The sequence below is a fragment of the Acidobacteriota bacterium genome (assembly GCA_016715115.1).
In the GTDB taxonomy this organism is placed as follows: Bacteria; Acidobacteriota; Blastocatellia; order Pyrinomonadales; family Pyrinomonadaceae; genus JAFDVJ01.
This window is the reverse complement of sequence record JADKBM010000011.1, coordinates 1038561-1056299: the sequence shown is the minus strand read 5'-3', so window position 1 is coordinate 1056299 and position 17739 is coordinate 1038561. Positions and strand designations below refer to the sequence as shown.

The window sequence follows — 17739 nt, the reverse complement described above, 5'->3', positions numbered from 1 at the left end:
TTGGAATTCTCTGGAATTCTTGGAATTCTTGGAATTCTTGGAATTCTCTGGAATTCTTGGAATTCTCTGGAATTCTTGGAATTCTTGGAATTCTTGGAATTCTCTGGAATTCTTGGAATTCTTGGAATTCTCTGGAATTCTTGGAATTCTTGGAATTCTTGGAATTCTCTGGAATTCTTGGAATTCTTGGAATTCTTGGAACCTCTGGAATTCTTGGAATCTTGGGAATGATTGAAGTCAGCCGAATATGGAAATTCTTGAAATCAGAACACTCCGCGGTCCCAATTATTGGAGCGGGTATTGGAAACAACTTATCATTATGCGGCTCGACATCGGGACGTACGAGGATAATCCGTCGAACAAGATCCGCGGTTTTTACAGGCGGATGACTGAGGTGATGCCGACGCTCCTGTCGCACGGCTGCAGTTATGGCGAAGAAGGCGGATTTCTGAAACGCGTCAAACGCGGCACGTGGGCAGGCCACATCATCGAGCATCTCGCGCTCGAGCTTCAAACGCTTGCCGGAATGGAAGTCGGTTACGGCCGCACCCGGGAAACCAGCGAACGCGGCATATACAACGTCGTTTTCGCCTATTTTGAAGAGGAAGTCGGACGCTACGCGGCCCGCGCCGCCGTGAAGATGTTTCTCGATCTTGCAGAAGGGGTCAAGCCCGTCGCCGAACTGCAGGCCGAACTTGCGCGTGAAGTTCAGGAAATGCGCGAGATCCGGGAAGATGTCCGATTCGGACCGTCGACCGGGTCGATCGTTGAAGAAGCTGAGAGCCGGGACATTCCGTATATCCGGCTTAACGATCAGTCGCTCGTCCAGCTCGGTTTCGGCGTCCACCAGCAGCGGATCCAGGCGACGACCACTTCGCATACGAATATGATCTCGGTCGATATCGCCGGCGACAAAAGCGCGACCAAGAAATTGCTCGGAGATATGGGTGTTCCGGTGCCGCGCGGCTACTCGATCCGTGACGAGGAAGATCTTGATCGGACGGTCGAGCGCGTCGGGTTTCCGGTCGTCATTAAGCCGCTCGACGGGAATCACGGCAAAGGCGCGACCGTCGGGATCAACACCATCGACGACGCGAAGATCGCGTTTGCGAAGGCCAAAGAGTATTCGCGTTGGGTGATCGTTGAAAAACAGCTTATCGGAAACGATTTCCGCGCGCTGATCGTCAACAACCGGCTGATCGCCGTCGCCGAACGTGTTCCGGCAAACGTCGTCGGCGATGGAAAACTCACGATTCAGCAGTTGATCGACAAGACCAACGAAGATCCGCGGCGCGGTTACGGGCACGAAAACGTCCTGACTCAGATCACCATCGATCAGCAGACAGAGCGCTTGATCCGGGCCAAATCGTACACTCTCGAAACGGTTCTTCCAAAGGGCGAGATTCTGTATCTGAAAACGACCGCGAACATTTCGACCGGCGGCACGGCGATCGACCGAACGGACGAAGTTCATCCCGAAAACGTCTTTCTTTTCGAGCGAATCGCTCGGATCATCGGCCTTGACGTCGCCGGCATCGACGTCATCGCGCCGAACGTCGCCGAACCGCTTTCCGAGAACGGCGGCGGAATCATCGAGGTCAACGCCGCGCCGGGCTTTCGTATGCACCTCGCGCCGAGCGAGGGAATCGGACGCAACGTCGCCGAACACGTCGTCGATATGCTTTTCCCGCCCGGAAAACCTTCCCGAATTCCGATCTTTTCAATCACCGGAACAAACGGGAAAACGACGACGACGCGCCTCATCGCGCATATTCTAAGGAACAGCGGCAAAAACGTCGGATTCACGACGACGGACGGAACGTATATCGGCAATAATCAGATCGTCACCGGCGACAACACGGGACCGGTTTCGGCGCAGCTCGTATTGCGCGACCCGACGGTCGAGGTCGCGGTTCTTGAAACCGCGCGCGGCGGCATCATCCGCGCGGGGCTCGGGTTCGATCATTGCGACATCGGCATCGTGACGAACATTGCGGCCGACCATCTCGGACTGAAAGATGTCAACACGCTTGAAGATCTGGCGCGCGTCAAATCCGTTGTCCCGCGCTCCGTCAACAAAAAGGGATTTGCCGTTCTAAACGCCGAAGACCCGCTCGTTTACGGTATGAAAGAGCTTGTCGACGGGCATCTCGTCTATTTTTCGATGGACGAGAATCATCCGAACATACAGCGCCAGGCTCGCCGCGGACGCGTTTCCTGCGTTTACGAGAACGGCTATGTCACGATCCTCAAGGGCAAGTGGAAGGTCCGCATCGAAAAGGCCCTGAACATCCCGCTGACGTACGGCGGCCGCGCCGAGTTTATGATTCAGAATGTGCTCGCGGCGACGCTCGCGTGCTTCGTGCACGGCGTTTCGCTCGAGGATATTCGCGTCGGTCTGACGACCTTCACGCCGTCGCTCGCGCAAACTCCGGGAAGGTTAAATTTCCTCGAGATCGGCGACTTCACGGTTCTGATGGACTTTGCACATAATCCCGCCGGATTCGCGGGATTGCAGAAGTTCATCGGCAAGCTCCCGTTCAAGCACAAGACCTGTATCCTGAGCGGCGTCGGCGACCGCCGCGACGAGGACATCCGTGAGATGGGCAAGCTCGCCGGCGAAACCTTTGACAAGATCATCATCCGCCGCGGCGATTACCTTCGCGGACGAACTGAAAAGGAGGTCCTCGCTCTGCTTCAAAAGGGAATCAAGGCGTCGAAGAAGAGTCCCGTCGTCGAGATCGTCCACGAGTCAAAGGAAGCGATCTACCACGCCTTCAAGAAAGCGAAGAAAGGCGAACTGGTTGCGATCCTTGCGGATTCGGTCGACAAGGACATCGCGATTGTCAAGCAGTACCGCGATGAGATGTTGGGATGATCGGACCGATTCGATCGTTCCGCGGTCGAGCATCGGAACACTCAACAAAGGGAATGATTTCGGTTGCAAAAAGGTAACCGGGGCGGAGATGTTTCCGCGCGTCGCCGTGACCCCTTGGGGCTTTCAAAAACTGTATGAATTCGCTGAAGGCGAATCAGATAATAGCCTGGGGTGAGCGGAGCGTAACCCCAGGATTTTAGTCAGACGGGACGCCGACCCTGAAGGGGTCGAAGGTAAGTCGTTGATTGTTGGACCCTTGCAGCATTATGATGACGCGTTGTTCAACAAAGGGCCGCGCTCGTTTCGTTCGTCAGCATCATGATTTCGCGTTGTTCAACAAAGGGCGGCGCCCGTTTCGTTCGCCAGCATTATGATTTCGCGTTGTTCAACAAAGAGCCACGCTCGTTTCGTTCGCCTTGCCGCACACTGCTTTGTTGTCCCGTTTGCGACCTTAAGGAATCGGGTTCTTTGAAAAACCTGACGACTTGCAAAAAAACAATTGCCTTGCCGCGGATGACGCGGATCAACCTGAAGATGCGAATAAACGGACAATTGGCGTCAGGCCCGAGATTTGGGGTATTTCGGACTTTCGGGTGGCCGCGGCAACGCGCCAACCCGACGATCAGCAAGTCAGTACCGCCTGCGTCAGCGGGCGGGCGACGCCTAAATCCAAGCCACTCAATGCGGCTTTGCCGCCCGGATGTGGGGAAAGGCTGTGCCTTTCCGGGTCGGCCTTCTGTCCACGCGGCTGCGCCGCCCGTTGCATATTGGCGGCAAAGCCGCAGGATTGCGGTAGCGTTGAAAGGAAAGGCCGAGCCTTTCCGCACATCCGGGCGGCAAGCCGCAAGGACGGCAAATACATCAGCGTCCTGCCGGGTTCGTTGGGGGACATTTGATTTCACCGACCGGCTCTTGGAATCTGGACTCTCCATAAGCCCCCCGGTTGGATCCGTCCGCCGAATCCGAATCGCCGAGCGATGCCGTGAGTCGCCGACGAGATCCGAATCGCGCAACGATGCCGCGAGTCGCCGACGAGATCCGAATCGCGCAACGATGCCGCGAGTCGCCGCCAAGATCCGAATCACGTAGCGATGCCGTGAAGGAGGCTGTCTGGAAAGTCACTCAGAAAGTCTCTGGGATTGCCGTTTTTCTGTTGTCTGTTTTGGGAGAGTCCGCTTCGGCCGTCATCAGTTGGCCGGTCGCCGAGCGCATTTCCGCCTTTTCAGACGGTTGCCAGCCTTTGCAGGTTGTGTGCGATCGCGATCAATCCGATCTCAATCTGTACTTTTGCCAACCCCCTCAGTAAGAACCTTCTGAATTTCTTGTTTTCCTTTATGTTTCCGATCACCGCCTCGACCTCGTACCGTTGTTTCCTCCGTTCGACGCCTTTCTCGCTTTCGAGCATCTCGCGCGCCTTGCGCCGGTGCCTCAGAACTTCTTCGTTGCGCTCGATCGACCGTCCCCCTCGCCCTTCGAACATTCGGCCCGCATCGGACATCCGCCGCAGGCCTCGGTCCGGTAGATTTTGACGTTTTGCTTCCGGCCGTTCTGCGTCGTCTTCACGCGATCCTCCGAGAACTCCATCACGTGCCCCGCCGGACACCGGTAAGTATCGGTCTCTGCGTCGTATTGGAAGTTGTCTGCCGCGAACTTCCCTTGGGCTTCCCGGAATCGAACCCCGGAAACTTCACAAATGCCTTGATCGCCCGTTTCTCCAGATAGGCGTAGTTCTCTTCACTGCCGTAACCCGCATCCGCCGTCACGCTTTCGGGTTCCGTTCCGTACGTTTCGATCATCTTGCCGACATGCTCCGGCAGCGCGGTCGTGTCCCCGCCGATTGTGTCAGCGTGTACCCGGTCAGAAAATGCCCCTCGGTCGCCAGCTGGACATTGTACGCCGGTCTCAACTGCCCGTTCCCCAGATGGTCTTCCTTCATCCTCATGAACGTCGCGTCATGATCGGTCTTCGAACTGCTTCGTCGCCCGTCCAGCATCCGCTCCTGCGCCTCGACCTTCGCCGCCCGGCCCGGCAACTCCGCCTCAATTTCCGCACCCGCTGCCTTGTCTTCGCATCGGGCTCGGCTTTCAGCAACTCCTCGTCGATCGCTCTCACCGCGCGCGTCACCGCTTCCGGGTCCACCGCCTCAAAATCCGGCTCGTTCGGCGCCTGCTCTTCCTCCGCGCTCGCCCGCTCGACGTACTTCCACACGTCACGCAACTGTTCCCTTATCCGCTGCTTGTTCCGCTCCACCGTCTTTGCCCAGACGAACGTGTACCGGTTCGCGTTCGCCTCGATCTTCGTCCCGTCCAGTATCACTTCCCGCAACGATACCGCCCCCTCTTCGACAAGCAGCAGCACGACCTGCGAAAAGATCTTCTCAAGATGATCTTTCAGCCGCTTCGACCGAAAGTCCGCCAGCGTGTTGTGGTCCGGCCTCGCGTTGCCGGCGAGCCACATGAAATGCACGTTTTCCTGCAACGCCTGCTCGATCTTCCGGGACGAATAGATATTCCGAAGATACGCGTAAACCAGCACCTTCAAAAGCAGCCGCGGATGGTAGCTCGACGCTCCGCCGCCTTTGTACCCAAGCTCAAGCACGCCGATGTCGATCCGCTCGATCACTTCGTTCACAACGCGCACCGGATGGTTCGCGGGCACCAGATCATCCAGGCTCGGCGGCAACAACATCGGTTGGTTCTGATCGTAATGCTTGAAGACCACCTTCTTCCTTTTCTCGTGTATCATACTTAGTATTATAACCCACGTATGCAACTCGACGAAATTCAAACAACACTCCCGAGACCGAAAATCGCCGAACCCGAGGGGACTTTTCAGACAGCCTCGAACTCGTTGATTCGTATCTCGTCGCGTCAGCGACGGCTGAGTCAAGCGTCGCTGACGCGACAAGCCAACACATTTGGGAGTGCGGGTTTCGGATTTTCGCAGATCGCCGGTCCACCGACGGTCCCGATCGAAACTCGCAGTTTCGACCGATCGCAAATCGAAAATTCGCGAATCCAAAATCCAAAATCCAAAATCGCAATGTCCTCCTCGAAGGCCTTCAGTACCGAGTCCGAAAGAAACCTGAACTTGATCTCTGATTCGTCGGTTTTATGGTCTTTATGCAAAATGCTCATCGGAATTCGACTCCGATGAGCATTTTAGTTTTCGCGATTTGCTTATTGTTGTTAAGGTAACAGAAACGATTGGCGATGCGTTGCCCTTGATCGGCCGCCGTTTGATCTCGAAGCAAGCCTGACAACCTCGGTTAGATATCGAGATAGATTTGTTCTTTGCCATCTCTCGTCTTGACTCGGCGCTTCAGTATCCAGCCGCCTTTCTTGGACTTTGTGATTCGATTCAAAAGTTCTCTGAAACTCAGGTCGGAGAAATCCAGGCTAATTTCAAGTTTCCGCCCATACTGTGCTTCCAGGAGAATGCTCGACCCTGTTCGCGTAGGATTGAAATAGAGATTGTTTCGTTTCATCCACATTGAGAATTCCCCCAATCCCTTAATTACCTTTGTTATATCGTCAACGGTTCCCCCGCCTGGCAATCGAAATTTCTCAATCCTGGTCTCCAGCAGCTCCTCGAGTATCTCGTCGCGACCGCAGCTGGGGACGAAATTAATTACTCCTTCATTTACTTCCCACCTGTAATTCTCCATTTGCCGGACAATCTGATTCAGAGCGGCCTTCAGCGGACCATTTTGAACCTTGACCGTGAAAAAATGATTTTTCGCGACAAACTCTTCTTCAACTTCAATATCCAACGTCACGCCTTCCTCAAGTTCGATGTACGATCTCCCTTTGAAAGGCAGATTTGTTTGAAACCTGTAATCGTAATTTTCTATATCCAAATTTGACTGTTCAAAACCGATCTGTATGTCATAGGTTTCCATCAGGTAGCCAAAAACACTCCCCAAAGGCTGGTTCGTCATTTCTATGGTTATTGTCCTTTCTTCGGGTCGTACTTCATTTGTTTGTCCGGGAGCAGGCCTCGCTCCTGCAAGAAAACCAATTAAGGAACACACAACAGCAGCATTCAACACGTTCATAATTTTCATCGTAGTTCTATTTTTGTTGGATGCGCCACATACTTTGCAGCCGCGAATTAACAGTGTCCACTGTTCCGCAAGATTTCCGCTCGATGGGGCGACCAAAGTGGGACGCGTCTGAAGTTGCCGGTTTGGACCGTATTGCCGGTGTGGCGGGCGCGAACGCGCGGGAACCTTCCGGAACTGAATCAAGTATCGAAAGTGCCGCACCTTCGTCACCGAGGAAGAAAAACTGCGTAAGGGCACCTGCCATTACTAACCAATTCCCAGAAATTCCATCCCGTTAAAGCAGAATCTCGAGAAGTTTCGGTTCGCCATCTTTCTGTTTGGACAGCATGTCCCGTCTCACGACCCAACCACCGCGTTTAACCTTCGTAATTCGGTTGAGCAGTTCCTTCAACGTCAGGTCGCGAAAAACAAGTTCTCTTTTGAAAACCCGATCCAAATGCCCAAGATCAAAGCGCGCGTCGCTAACACCCGAACTCTGCTTGATAAGGAAATCCTGAATCTCCGGCAACACATATATCTCAAGCTGCATCGACCCGAACGAATCACCTTCTGATATTCGAAACTCCGAAATTTTCGTTTCCAATAGCTTTTCGAAAATTGCTTCCCGCCGTGATTTCGGGAATATGTTCACAACTCCGTCATTGATCTTCCAGGTATACCCCTCCATTTGCTCAACGAACTTGTCGAGGACTTCGGTTAGGACGGCGTTGTCAAAATCGAGTGTAAACTTGCGTTTGGATTTCGAATTACAGCCTCTCAACGATTCGTCCGGCACCTGAGCGAATTCGCCGGGTTCGGGAACGTTCAGATTATAGTTGAGATCATCGTAGTTCTTCTCCGATGCCGACTCCTCAAGTCCGATTGGAATGTCCCGCCGGAATAGCGTCCAAACAACGCATTCAAAAGACCGGTTTTTTAAGTGAATCGTAACTCGTTTGTTCGCCAGGTCATCCTGCGCAATCGCCGAACCGATGCAAAGCAATAAGAATGCCAAAACCGGGAAAATCGGTATTATTCTCTTCATATGGCTAACCTCTCAACTCTACTTTCTTGGCCATTCGCCGAATGGCGTCCTTCTGAAGGTCTCAACAATTTGCAATTGTCCCGAAGCAATGCCCTGATTTCCGATCGGGGTCGCGGTTGCGGTAAATCTTGACTCGGCCAACATTTGTCCGTTCGAATCGAAAATTCGAGACTTTCAAATTCACTCTCATCGGCAACGACAAGGCCGACTTGTCGGCAGTCGTCCAGTCGGCTACACATCGATTTCAATGTATTCCTTATCCTTCACCTTGTACAAGTATCCTTTGCGAACGATCCAGCCCCCTTTCTTTATCTTCGTGATCCGGTTCAGGAGTTGCTTGAATGTGATCTACGAAAACTCGAGTTTCTCTGCGTCCGATCAGGTCCATAAAACTACTCGTTTGGCATACCGTAAACTGGTGCCAACTCCATTGTCTCGATGTCAATCATCTTCCAAACCCCGTCGGCTTTATAAAGCAGGCAAACTCGTTCCCCGTTGAAAGTCGACGAATGCCGGGACTTTACCCGTACCCGAACGCGGGCCTCTTTTCCAACAGTCCAAACATTCGTAACCTCTTCGATATACTCGCCATTTCGCCGAATCGTATTGGGCCACCCAACGGCAATGGGCGTCACTGACTCGATCTCGGCTGTTGTTGTCTGGGACCTGCCACGGACAGGTATGTCGGGATCGTATTTGAAGTCGTTCGTATCATCAACTGTTTGCCCGGCTTGCCTTCGCAGCAGATTGACGTGTTTGTCAAATGCCACGTAGTACTCAGGCGGCAGTCCGGTCACGAGCGGTCTGATAGCTTCAAGATCTCCTGCTTCGGAAAGCTGGAAGTAAAGTCGCACTACCTGTGCGGGATCTTCGGTCCTTCCAAAGCTCGATCCGATCAGAAACAAGCAATAGGAAACCCCGACAACTATTATTCCTGTCACAATGTAACGTTTCGCATTATTCATATTCCCTCCGTCAAAATCTGGCTATCTCTACCGGATCGTGCACATCCAAAATCCAAAATCGCGAATCCATAATCCGGAGGCCGTTCTGGGTCGTCACCACGCGCGGGCTGCCCAGATGATCCTGTGTCAAAAACTAATTTGCGGCTCGGGGACCGGCTCAATCATTTGGTTCCAATCCTTGGTACGCCAACCAAGCCTCGAAAAAGCTCCTTCGTTTAAGCAGATACCTCTCCCGGACGATCACGTCACGGGCCGACTTTCCGAGATCGCCTTTGTCATTCCTTACAAGCATCGCCAGCCGAGACCCTTCCGACTGGTCAATTCTGAAGATTTCTGTGAGCAACACATCTCTGTCCGGATCAGTCGTATCGGAGTACAATTCCTGAAGCACAGGGAGCGCACTCGGGTACTTGCCGTTTCCAAGAAATCTTATGGCTGCTCGTCGGCGAGGCATTTTCTTGTCGCGGATGCGTTGAAGCACAACCGGAACGGCGCGGTCTCCCAAAAGTATCAGCGGTTCACGCTGGTCACCGTGATAAGTTTCGAAGTCAGCGGGCAATTCCGACAGAGGTTCCCGCTCAGAGCAGCTTGCGATACTCAGAGAAACAAGCAGAAGAACTGCAATCCAAACCCCTCGTTTTATCAACATCGACTTCATCTGATCACCCTTAACGGAACCGTCCCGTCAATATCGCCGGCTATTTCGCCTGGGCGAAGTCCAATCCCGATTCTTCGTCCTTTTCGTATGTAGCCTTTCCGCGTTTCGGGAACTTCGTCGTAACCGAGACCCGAATTCATGCAAACTTCAAAGAACGGTCATTTTCAAAGAATGACTCAACAGATCGAACAATCCAAAATCCAAAATCGCAAATCCAAAATCGTTTGGGCTTCCAAGATGATCTGCTGTCAAATAACTTACCAGCGGCGCCCGGGGGACGACGTCATTCGCTAGTTTCGTGCGGCGAAATTCTCAATCTTAATATCAGTGTACGCAGTTGTTGTTCGTGGGTTGGAGATATTGATCTCGATCGGCACTCCCAATTTTTCGTCGTATCTAACCCTTACGCGAAAGTCACGGTCATACCCGTCTTGTATCAAAACAAACAATTTCTCGACAGTGTTGCAGGATTCATAGTCAGGAAAATGGGCAACCCTGGAATCGTCAAGCGCCTTGACGGATACAGCATTACCATTCGTCACATCAACTCTTACCGGTGACACGGGTTGATAAATCCCGGGTTGCTCAAGGTACAACGTCATTACGTAGTCCGAAATCCGGTTTTCACGCCATATTCGCAAGTTCTTTCCCAATTCGGAATCAACCGCTCCATCAATCAGCGCTCCGTTTGTGTTCAAGCTGGGCGCATTGCGATTCGACTGCATCGACGATTCTTGAGGAATCGTGCAACTCGTTTGAGTTAGCAAAATTAGAATTACCGCAACTATCCGAAGAGACGAACGAATCGTCGTCCACTTCTTAGTCTCGCCGGCGCGGTACGAATTCGAAACCCGAAGAACGCGGCCGTCGGGGGTCGAACCCCTTCTCGGTAAACACGTTGCCCTGCGAGTTGATCTCTTCGGTCTTTGTCCGTTCACGATGACGTCTTCGGTGTAGACGAGTTTCAGATTCGTCTAACCGTGCTTGATTCGATCCTCTTTAAGAAGCGAATTGTTATTCCAAATACTGCCGTTGACATCCTCACCAATATCGACCCAATCGCCACGAGTCACAGCTTTGCGAAATTCCTCATTCGGTACATTGAGATAAATCGGTTAGCCGAAGTTCGATTCGATAAATACGCCAACGACTATTTTTATCAACCGCCAAAAAGAAATCCGCCAATTTCGTATCAGTCGAGTTTACGAGTTTGGCGCAGAGCTTCGCAAATTTATCAGAAACCTCAATTCGATCAGTCTCCGCCAGTTCGAAACGGTTTTTCTTGATGAAAAAGGGAAATGTCGTCCGTACCTGGCTCAAGTCGTATCGGGCGGCGGCATCGCCGCGTACGTAATCGTCTTCCCATGTTGGTTCTGCCTCGTCGTCGGTCGGCACACCATACTCGTTACAGTCAGTTGCGGCGATACAATCCTTTGAAACCGCTTGCCCTGTAGACTTCATCGTCAATTCGCCCAGTCCGATTGGCTCCCCAACCTTAGCCAGTCGGCAGTATTCCTTGATCACGGCTTCCGGTTCAGAATCGATTGACTTCGGCGTCGACTTAGATTGCGCTGGCAATCTAGCCTGAGCGCCGATCGCTTGTTTCGAAACCACAATCGCCGCAATCACGATTGCTAACTGAGAGAAAAGAAGAAAAAATGCGACGGCAGTCGTTTGGCCGCGATTTGATGACCTAATCATTGATTTCACTTCTAAGTTACGCCTTGGGGAATTGACTAATCCCTTCCAGCCCCTACCCTGAAGATTTTCGAATCAGCATTGTCAGTCGTCAGCAAGACAGTTTCAGATGTCCAAGTCAAAATAGTAGTCAAGTCCATTCGATTTTCGTCGTGCCCAGCGCAACGACCAACCGCCCTTTTTTGCCTTCGCAATTTCATTCAATATCTCGCGAAGCGTCAAATTTCGTAAGTCAATTGACTTTGAAACGCTCCTGCCATATTGGGCCTTCAGTGCCGATTCCTCGCCGTCTCGAATTCCAGTAAAGATCAGTCGGTTGGACTTTAGGAATTTTCGGAACTCGGGGAGCCTTTGAATCGCCCCGGTTATACCTTCCACGGTTGCGTCTTGATTGAGGCGGAATTCAGCGATTCTTAAATTCAGGAGCTGTTCGAGCTTCTCGTCCCGACCGATTTTTGGAAAAATATTGACGGTTTCACGAGCATACTCCCAGTTGTAATTCGACATTTGGCCGACAACTTTGTTCAAAACCACGTCAAGCGTCGACTCTTTGGCGACGAGATTGATTGGGCGATTGCCAGTTCCGCTTCTAGCTTCGACGACGGTTGTTGCAACAACGCGTCCGTCTCCGGATTTCGTCTGAATCACTGTGCGGTACGGTGGATTCGTCTGAAACCAAAAGCCCCAGTGGTCGCGGTCAAGATTCGATTCTTCGAAACCGATTTGAACGCCATAATTTTCCGAGAGGATTTTAACAAAATCCGAAAACGATCCATTTTCAAGCTTGATGCTGATCTTCAAGTTCGCAATTGAATCCGCTTCTTTTGCCTTTTCCTGTGCGTTTCCAAAACTTTGGAGAATGATCATCAACGTGATCGTGCAAATTAAGACTCCTATTTTGCGCATTTTACCTCCAACTTCATCGAATCCAATCAGATTTCGGTCGCTTTTACACAAAGACATTAGGCATAGATTCTTTGGTGAACGTGTCTCGTATCTGACCTTCAAGTACAGCAGAGTTACCTTATGTCTTGATTGCAAAACCAATTGGCTCGAACTCATTGCCGTCAATCGTGAATTGCACCTGAAATGACTGCGATGGCCCCTCACCGGCATTCTCCTTGTCGACCGTGCGTTCTGGGCCCCACGTTGATCCATCGTCCTGTTGAGCACTCGATGTTGTCGTTTTGACCTTGCGGGACATCCGCTGCTCGGTTGTGTCTCGGAAACGAATTCGATCTCTATTTGCTAGCCCAGTTTGGAACGGCCACCTTTCGATTTTCGTCGAACAGTGTCTCAAACGTTCCGTCTCCATCTGAATCAACAATCCGATAGTACAGCATCTCATTGTGTCCGTTGATGTTTTTTTGAGCGGCAGTTTCGCGGTTCTTCGCCGTTATCAGAAAAGAGTAGACTTTGTCATTAGCGCGGCACTCCTCGAATCGCGTGAGCACCAACTCGCCGTAAAGCCGAGTGACTCCGTTGGCAAAAAACTCTTCCTTGTACAAGACCGAGTCGTTCGGTGTAAACGTAGTAATTAGAACTTGAACCGGCTTGCCCTGTTCGGATCTCGAGTTTTCCGCGTCTGGGGTCGATTTCCGGGTATTTGCTGTATCCGGTACGTACCATCCGTTCCGGTTGATAAACGCTCCGTTGTCCAGCCTTTCCACCGATAATCGTGGCGTAACTGTTTGAACGGTTTGATGGTTCGTCGACGAACGCGAATTGGAACATCCAGCAAAAAAGAAGAGCGCCAACCCAAATCCCCAGAATACTTGAACCGAAAGTGCTTTTGTTAGACTCGGAGTTCTCATTATCGATCACCTCAAGATGCGAGAACGAAATTTGCTGTGACTCAACGTGTCAGCGACGGCTGATTCAATCGTCGCTGACGCGACGTGCGGCCCTTTTATGACCCGTTCCGTGGGTTGAGACCCACGGCTAACCTCAACCATTAACGCGGCTGTCCGACGGTTCGGAGCGTCGAGGCTGATGCCAATTGATCTCGGGCAAGCGAAAAAGTCCGAGATCCGCGGAAATGTGCGTTTTTTGAAATCGTCATCGTGTTTGCTTCACCTCTCCGTTAAAAATCTCGCTAGTTAGGTCAGTTCGCACCCGTCGGTGATCGTGATCGTGACTATCCCAAGCGAATCATCGCTAAATAGGAATGAACAGCACCAAACATTCTACAATGCGGTGATAGCGCTTATGCCTTCATTCGTAAGAACATCCTCAAGGCCCTCCAAAAGTTCTCGCTCCGTCATGAGCACCAATGATCCTCTCAGGCATCAAGGCTCCAGCCCAATTCGTTAGCGCTTTCTCCAATGACTCTCCAGTCGCTTGCCGGATGTACGTTCCCTCCTTGAATTCAAAAAAGAATGTGTAGAGCTTATTTCCTAAACCTTTCATCGGTTTCTTTTCCCGGTTCTACCATACGATTCTGATTTCTTTTGCTTCCGACCGCCTGCTTTTTCTGACTTTTGAGCTTGGCGATATCCTTTTGAATTCCTTTGTTTCGGTCTTTTCGGGCAGCACGCCGCTATTACCGTCAACCGCGGAGAAAACCAAAAAATTCATATTGAAAGTCGCTCAATCGCGGCGTTCCGGGCGTCATTTGTAGATCGAGATCTCGATCGCACCGTCACCGCGGATCGAGGCACGGTACATCCCCTCAGAATTGAACGGCAGGACGATATTTCCCGCTCGGTCGACGGCGATGAAGCCGCCTTCGCCGCCGATCGCGGTCAGGTGTTCGAGAGCCTCGCGCGACGCAACCTCCAGGCTCACGCCCTTGTATTTCATCCGCGCCGCGATGTCGTGAGCCGTGACGCCGAGCATAAAGAACTCGCCGTGGCCGGTGCAACTGACCGCGCAGGTCCCATTTTCAGCGTAGGTGCCGGCGCCGATGATACAGGAATCCCCGACCCGGCCGAATTTCTTGTTGGTCATCCCGCCCGTCGACGTCGCCGCCGCGAGATCGCCGTTTGCGTCGCAAGCGACCGCGCCGACGGTGCCGATTTTGGATTTGCGATTTGCGATTTGCGATTTGCGATTGGCGGATTCCGGAGATTCCAAAGATTCCAGGGATTCCAGAGATTCCAGGGTTTCCAATGAGTCCAGGTATCGTTCGGGGTCTTTGGAATCTTTGGAATGAATGGAATTCTTGGAATCCGTGGAATCCCTGGAATCTTTGGAATGAATGGAATCCTTGGAATCCCTGGAATCTTTGGAATGAATGGAATCCGTGGAATCCCTGGAATCTTTGGAATGAATGGAATCCTTGGAATCCCTGGAATCTTTGGAATGAATGGAATCCCTGGAATCCCCGGAATCTTTGGAATGAATGGAATCCCTGGAATCCCTGGAATCTTTGGAATGAATGGAATCCCTGGAATCCCCGGAATCTTTGGAATGAATGGAATCCTTGGAATCCCTGGAATCACTGTGGTCAAGCTGCACCCGGTTTTCAGCGATAGCTGTTTGCAACTGGCGCCAGCGGTGTTCCGTAAAGAAATACTCGTCCGGTTCGAATTTGATGCCGTGTTCGTGCGCAAACTCAGTGGCGCCGTGGCCTGCAAGGAGGCAATGTTCGGTGTCGGTCATCACGAGCCGCGCGAGCGAGATCGGATTTCGGATGTTCGTGACGAACGCGACCGCGCCCGATCTCAGATTCGCGCCGTCCATAATGCAGGCGTCCATTTCGTTCTTTCCGGCGTGGGTAAAAACCGAACCGCGACCGGCGTTGAACAGCGGAAAATCCTCAAGCGAAACGACGGCCGCCTCGACGGCGTCGACCGCGGATCCGTTCTTCGTCAGAACGCGCCAACCGGCCTCAAGCGCCGATCTTAGTTCGTTCCGGTATTCGATCTCGAGTTCCGGGGTCATTTCCGACCTGTGAATCGTTCCGGCGCCGCCGTGGATCGCCAGTGCTAGCTTGTTCATAATTTTAGTTTTCGAAGCCTCAGCGCGTTGGTGATCACCGAGACCGAACTGAAGGTCATCGCTGCCGAAGCGATCATCGGCGACAGCAAAATGCCGAACACCGGGAAAAGGACGCCCGCGGCCAGCGGAACGCCCAGAAGGTTGTAGAAGAACGCGAAGAACAGATTTTGCCGGATGTTTTTCATCGTCTCGACGGAAAGGCGCCGCGCTCGCAGGATTCCGGCGAGATCTCCCTTGAGCAAAGTAACTCCGGCCGATTCGATGGCGACATCCGTGCCGGACGCGAACGCGATCCCGACATTGGCCTGGGCCAATGCCGGAGCGTCGTTGACGCCGTCGCCGGCGAATGCCACAATCCGTCCGGCGGCTTGCAGTTCCTTCACCTTTTCCGCCTTCTCGGCCGGAAGGACCTGCGCGAAGACCTCGTCGATCCCGAGTCTCCCGGCAACGTGATTCGCAGTGCGCAGGTTGTCGCCCGTCATCATCACGATTCTGATGCCGCTCCGGTGAAGTTCGCCGATCGCTTCGGCGGCTGACTCCTTGATCCGGTCGGCGATCCCTATGAAACCGGCTGGTGCGCCGTCGACCGAAACTTCGACAACGGTCTGACCCTGTTCGCGCAGTCCGTTCAGTTCATCGGATTCCGCCGTGACGCTTGCGATTTCGACCCGTTTGCCACCGATCGTTCCTGAAACCCCGACTCCGGTGTTCGACGAAAAATCAGACGCCGCGGGCAGTTCCAATCCTCGGCCGACCGCTTCACGAAGAATCGCCGCGGCAAGCGGGTGTTCACTTTGTTTTTCGAGCGCCGCCGCGAGGCTCAGCAGTTCAGTCTCCGAAAAACCGTCTTCCGGCAACACGACCTGGACTTCGGGCCGGCCTTCGGTCAGCGTTCCGGTCTTGTCGACGACGATCGTGTCAACCTTCTCAAGCGTCTCCAGGGCGTCCGCTCGTTTCACGAGGACACCGCTTTGGGCGCCTTTCCCGGTGCCGACCATAATCGACATCGGTGTCGCCAGACCGAGGGCGCAAGGGCACGCGATGATCAGAACCGAAACGGCGGCGACGATTGCCGACCCGAGACTGCCGAGCAGAAACCAGACCGCGAAAGCGGCGATGGAAACGAGCAGAACGGCCGGCACGAAGTAACCCGAAACGACGTCTGCGAGGCGCTGGATCGGCGCCCGCGAACGCTGCGCTTCGCCGACCATCCGCACGATGTTCGCGAGGAGCGTTTCGCCGCCGACCTTTTCGGCGCGCATCGTGAAGCCGCGATTGCCGTTGATCGTCCCGCCGATGACCATTGCGCCGGGCGCTTTCCCAACCGGAATTGGCTCGCCGGTAACCATCGATTCGTCGACATACGATTCGCCTTCGAGAACGACGCCGTCGGTCGGAATCCGCTCGTTCGCCCTGACGCGAACCGTCGCCCCGACCTGCAGATCCGTGATCGCGATCCCGGTTTCGCTTCCGTCTTCGAACACGACCGTCGCCGTTTTCGGCGTCAACCCGAGAAGTTCGCGGAGCGCCGAGGAAGTTTGCGAACGCGCCTTCAGCTCAAGCACCTGGCCGAGGAGAACGAGTGTCGTGATGACCGCCGCCGATTCGAAATAAACGGGGATCGCGTGGGTGTGCGCGTCGTGGAGCGACGCCGGGAAGACGCCCGGAAAAAATAGTGCTGTCAGACTGTACAAAAACGCCGCTCCGGTTCCGAGGGCGATCAGCGTGAACATATTCGGACTCGCGTTCCTGACCGAATTGAGCGCGCGCACGATAAACGGAAAACCGCCCCAGAGAACGACCGGCGCGGAGAGTAGAAATTGGATCCATACCGAGAACTTGGGATCGATCAGACCGTGGAATCCAGGGATCATTTCGGACATCGCGAGCGCGAACACCGGAACCGTGAGTGCCGCCGAGATCACGAATCGGCGTTTCATATCGAGGAATTCGGGATCGGGCTTGTCGTCGAGAGATACGACCTTGGGTTCGAGCGCCATCCCGCATATCGGGCAGATCCCGGGACCGATCTGAACGATCTCAGGATCCATCGGACAGGTGTATTCGGCACCATCGGATCCGGACATCGGTTCCGGTTTTGCTTCGGGAGCAAGGAATCGCTCGGGATTTTGCCGGAACTTGTTCAGGCATCCAACGGCGCAAAAATAGTAGGTCGTGCCCGCGTGGTCGAACTTCGCCGCCGCCGTCTGCGGCATCACGAGCATCTTGCAGACCGGATCGGTCTCCGTTTTGAAATCCTCGTCGTTCGTTTTCTTTCGGCCGAGTTGGACGGGTTGCATAGGGAGATTCTAGCACCAACGGCGAGCAGTGGGCAGTAAACGGTAAGCGTTAAGCGTTGAGAAGTGGGGAAAACGGGATCACGAGCGGCGGGGTCAGAACCCGACGCGGCAGCGCGGCGAGCGAAAAGTACGTTGAATCCTACGGACGGATCAACAAATCACGAAGATCACGAACTTCGGGCGTAGCCCAATTTGAATCAGAACAGAT

The 17739-nt window shown here is 53.3% G+C and carries 11 protein-coding genes and 3 pseudogenes; 2 read left to right on the top strand and 12 right to left on the bottom strand.

The features are described 5' to 3' along the window. The first annotated feature begins 247 nt into the window (after nt 1-247). Nucleotides 248-2878: a cyanophycin synthetase gene (gene cphA / locus IPN69_13225; GenBank protein MBK8811678.1), complete on the top strand. Its 2631-nt coding sequence runs from the start codon at nt 248-250 to the stop codon at nt 2876-2878. Between the two features lie 1222 nt (nt 2879-4100). On the opposite strand, the pseudogene IPN69_13220 reads toward cphA, so the two are convergent. From IPN69_13220 to IPN69_13175, 10 genes and pseudogenes are all read right to left on the bottom strand, one after another. After that, nucleotides 4101-5623: pseudogene (locus tag IPN69_13220) on the bottom strand (IS1182 family transposase). Between the two features lie 523 nt (nt 5624-6146). After that, nucleotides 6147-6944, bottom strand: a complete 798-nt coding sequence (locus IPN69_13215; GenBank protein ID MBK8811677.1) for a hypothetical protein — start codon at nt 6942-6944, stop codon at nt 6147-6149. A 274-nt stretch (nt 6945-7218) separates the two neighbouring features. Beyond that, entirely contained in the window at nt 7219-7968 is a 750-nt protein-coding gene (locus IPN69_13210; GenBank protein MBK8811676.1) for a hypothetical protein, read from the bottom strand. Between the two features lie 392 nt (nt 7969-8360). Then, on the bottom strand, nt 8361-8933 hold the full coding sequence (locus IPN69_13205; protein MBK8811675.1) for a hypothetical protein: 573 nt from the start codon (nt 8931-8933) through the stop codon (nt 8361-8363). A gap of 157 nt (nt 8934-9090) precedes the next feature. Beyond that, complete coding sequence (locus IPN69_13200) at nt 9091-9591, bottom strand: HEAT repeat domain-containing protein (protein MBK8811674.1); 501 nt, start codon at nt 9589-9591, stop codon at nt 9091-9093. A gap of 290 nt (nt 9592-9881) precedes the next feature. After that, nucleotides 9882-10316, bottom strand: a complete 435-nt coding sequence (locus IPN69_13195) for a hypothetical protein (GenBank protein ID MBK8811673.1) — start codon at nt 10314-10316, stop codon at nt 9882-9884. Nucleotides 10317-10680: 364 nt separating this feature from the next. After that, nucleotides 10681-11292, bottom strand: coding sequence for a hypothetical protein (locus IPN69_13190; GenBank protein MBK8811672.1), 612 nt, complete (start codon nt 11290-11292; stop codon nt 10681-10683). 102 nt (nt 11293-11394) lie between these two features. After that, complete coding sequence (locus IPN69_13185; GenBank protein ID MBK8811671.1) at nt 11395-12297, bottom strand: hypothetical protein; 903 nt, start codon at nt 12295-12297, stop codon at nt 11395-11397. Between the two features lie 233 nt (nt 12298-12530). Beyond that, nucleotides 12531-13103: a hypothetical protein gene (locus IPN69_13180; GenBank protein MBK8811670.1), complete on the bottom strand. Its 573-nt coding sequence runs from the start codon at nt 13101-13103 to the stop codon at nt 12531-12533. A gap of 796 nt (nt 13104-13899) precedes the next feature. Then, nucleotides 13900-14526, bottom strand: coding sequence for an isoaspartyl peptidase/L-asparaginase (locus IPN69_13175; protein ID MBK8811669.1), 627 nt, complete (start codon nt 14524-14526; stop codon nt 13900-13902). Between IPN69_13175 and IPN69_13170 the strand changes: the two are divergent. Further along, nucleotides 14440-14727, top strand: a pseudogene (locus IPN69_13170) (collagen-like protein). The gene IPN69_13175 and the pseudogene IPN69_13170 overlap by 87 nt on opposite strands. A gap of 3 nt (nt 14728-14730) precedes the next feature. On the opposite strand, the pseudogene IPN69_13165 reads toward IPN69_13170, so the two are convergent. Further along, a pseudogene (locus IPN69_13165) lies at nt 14731-15231 on the bottom strand (isoaspartyl peptidase/L-asparaginase). Then, nucleotides 15228-17531, bottom strand: a complete 2304-nt coding sequence (gene cadA / locus IPN69_13160) for a cadmium-translocating P-type ATPase (protein MBK8811668.1) — start codon at nt 17529-17531, stop codon at nt 15228-15230. Before cadA ends, IPN69_13165 begins: the two are co-directional and overlap by 4 nt. Nucleotides 17532-17739 lie beyond the last annotated feature (208 nt).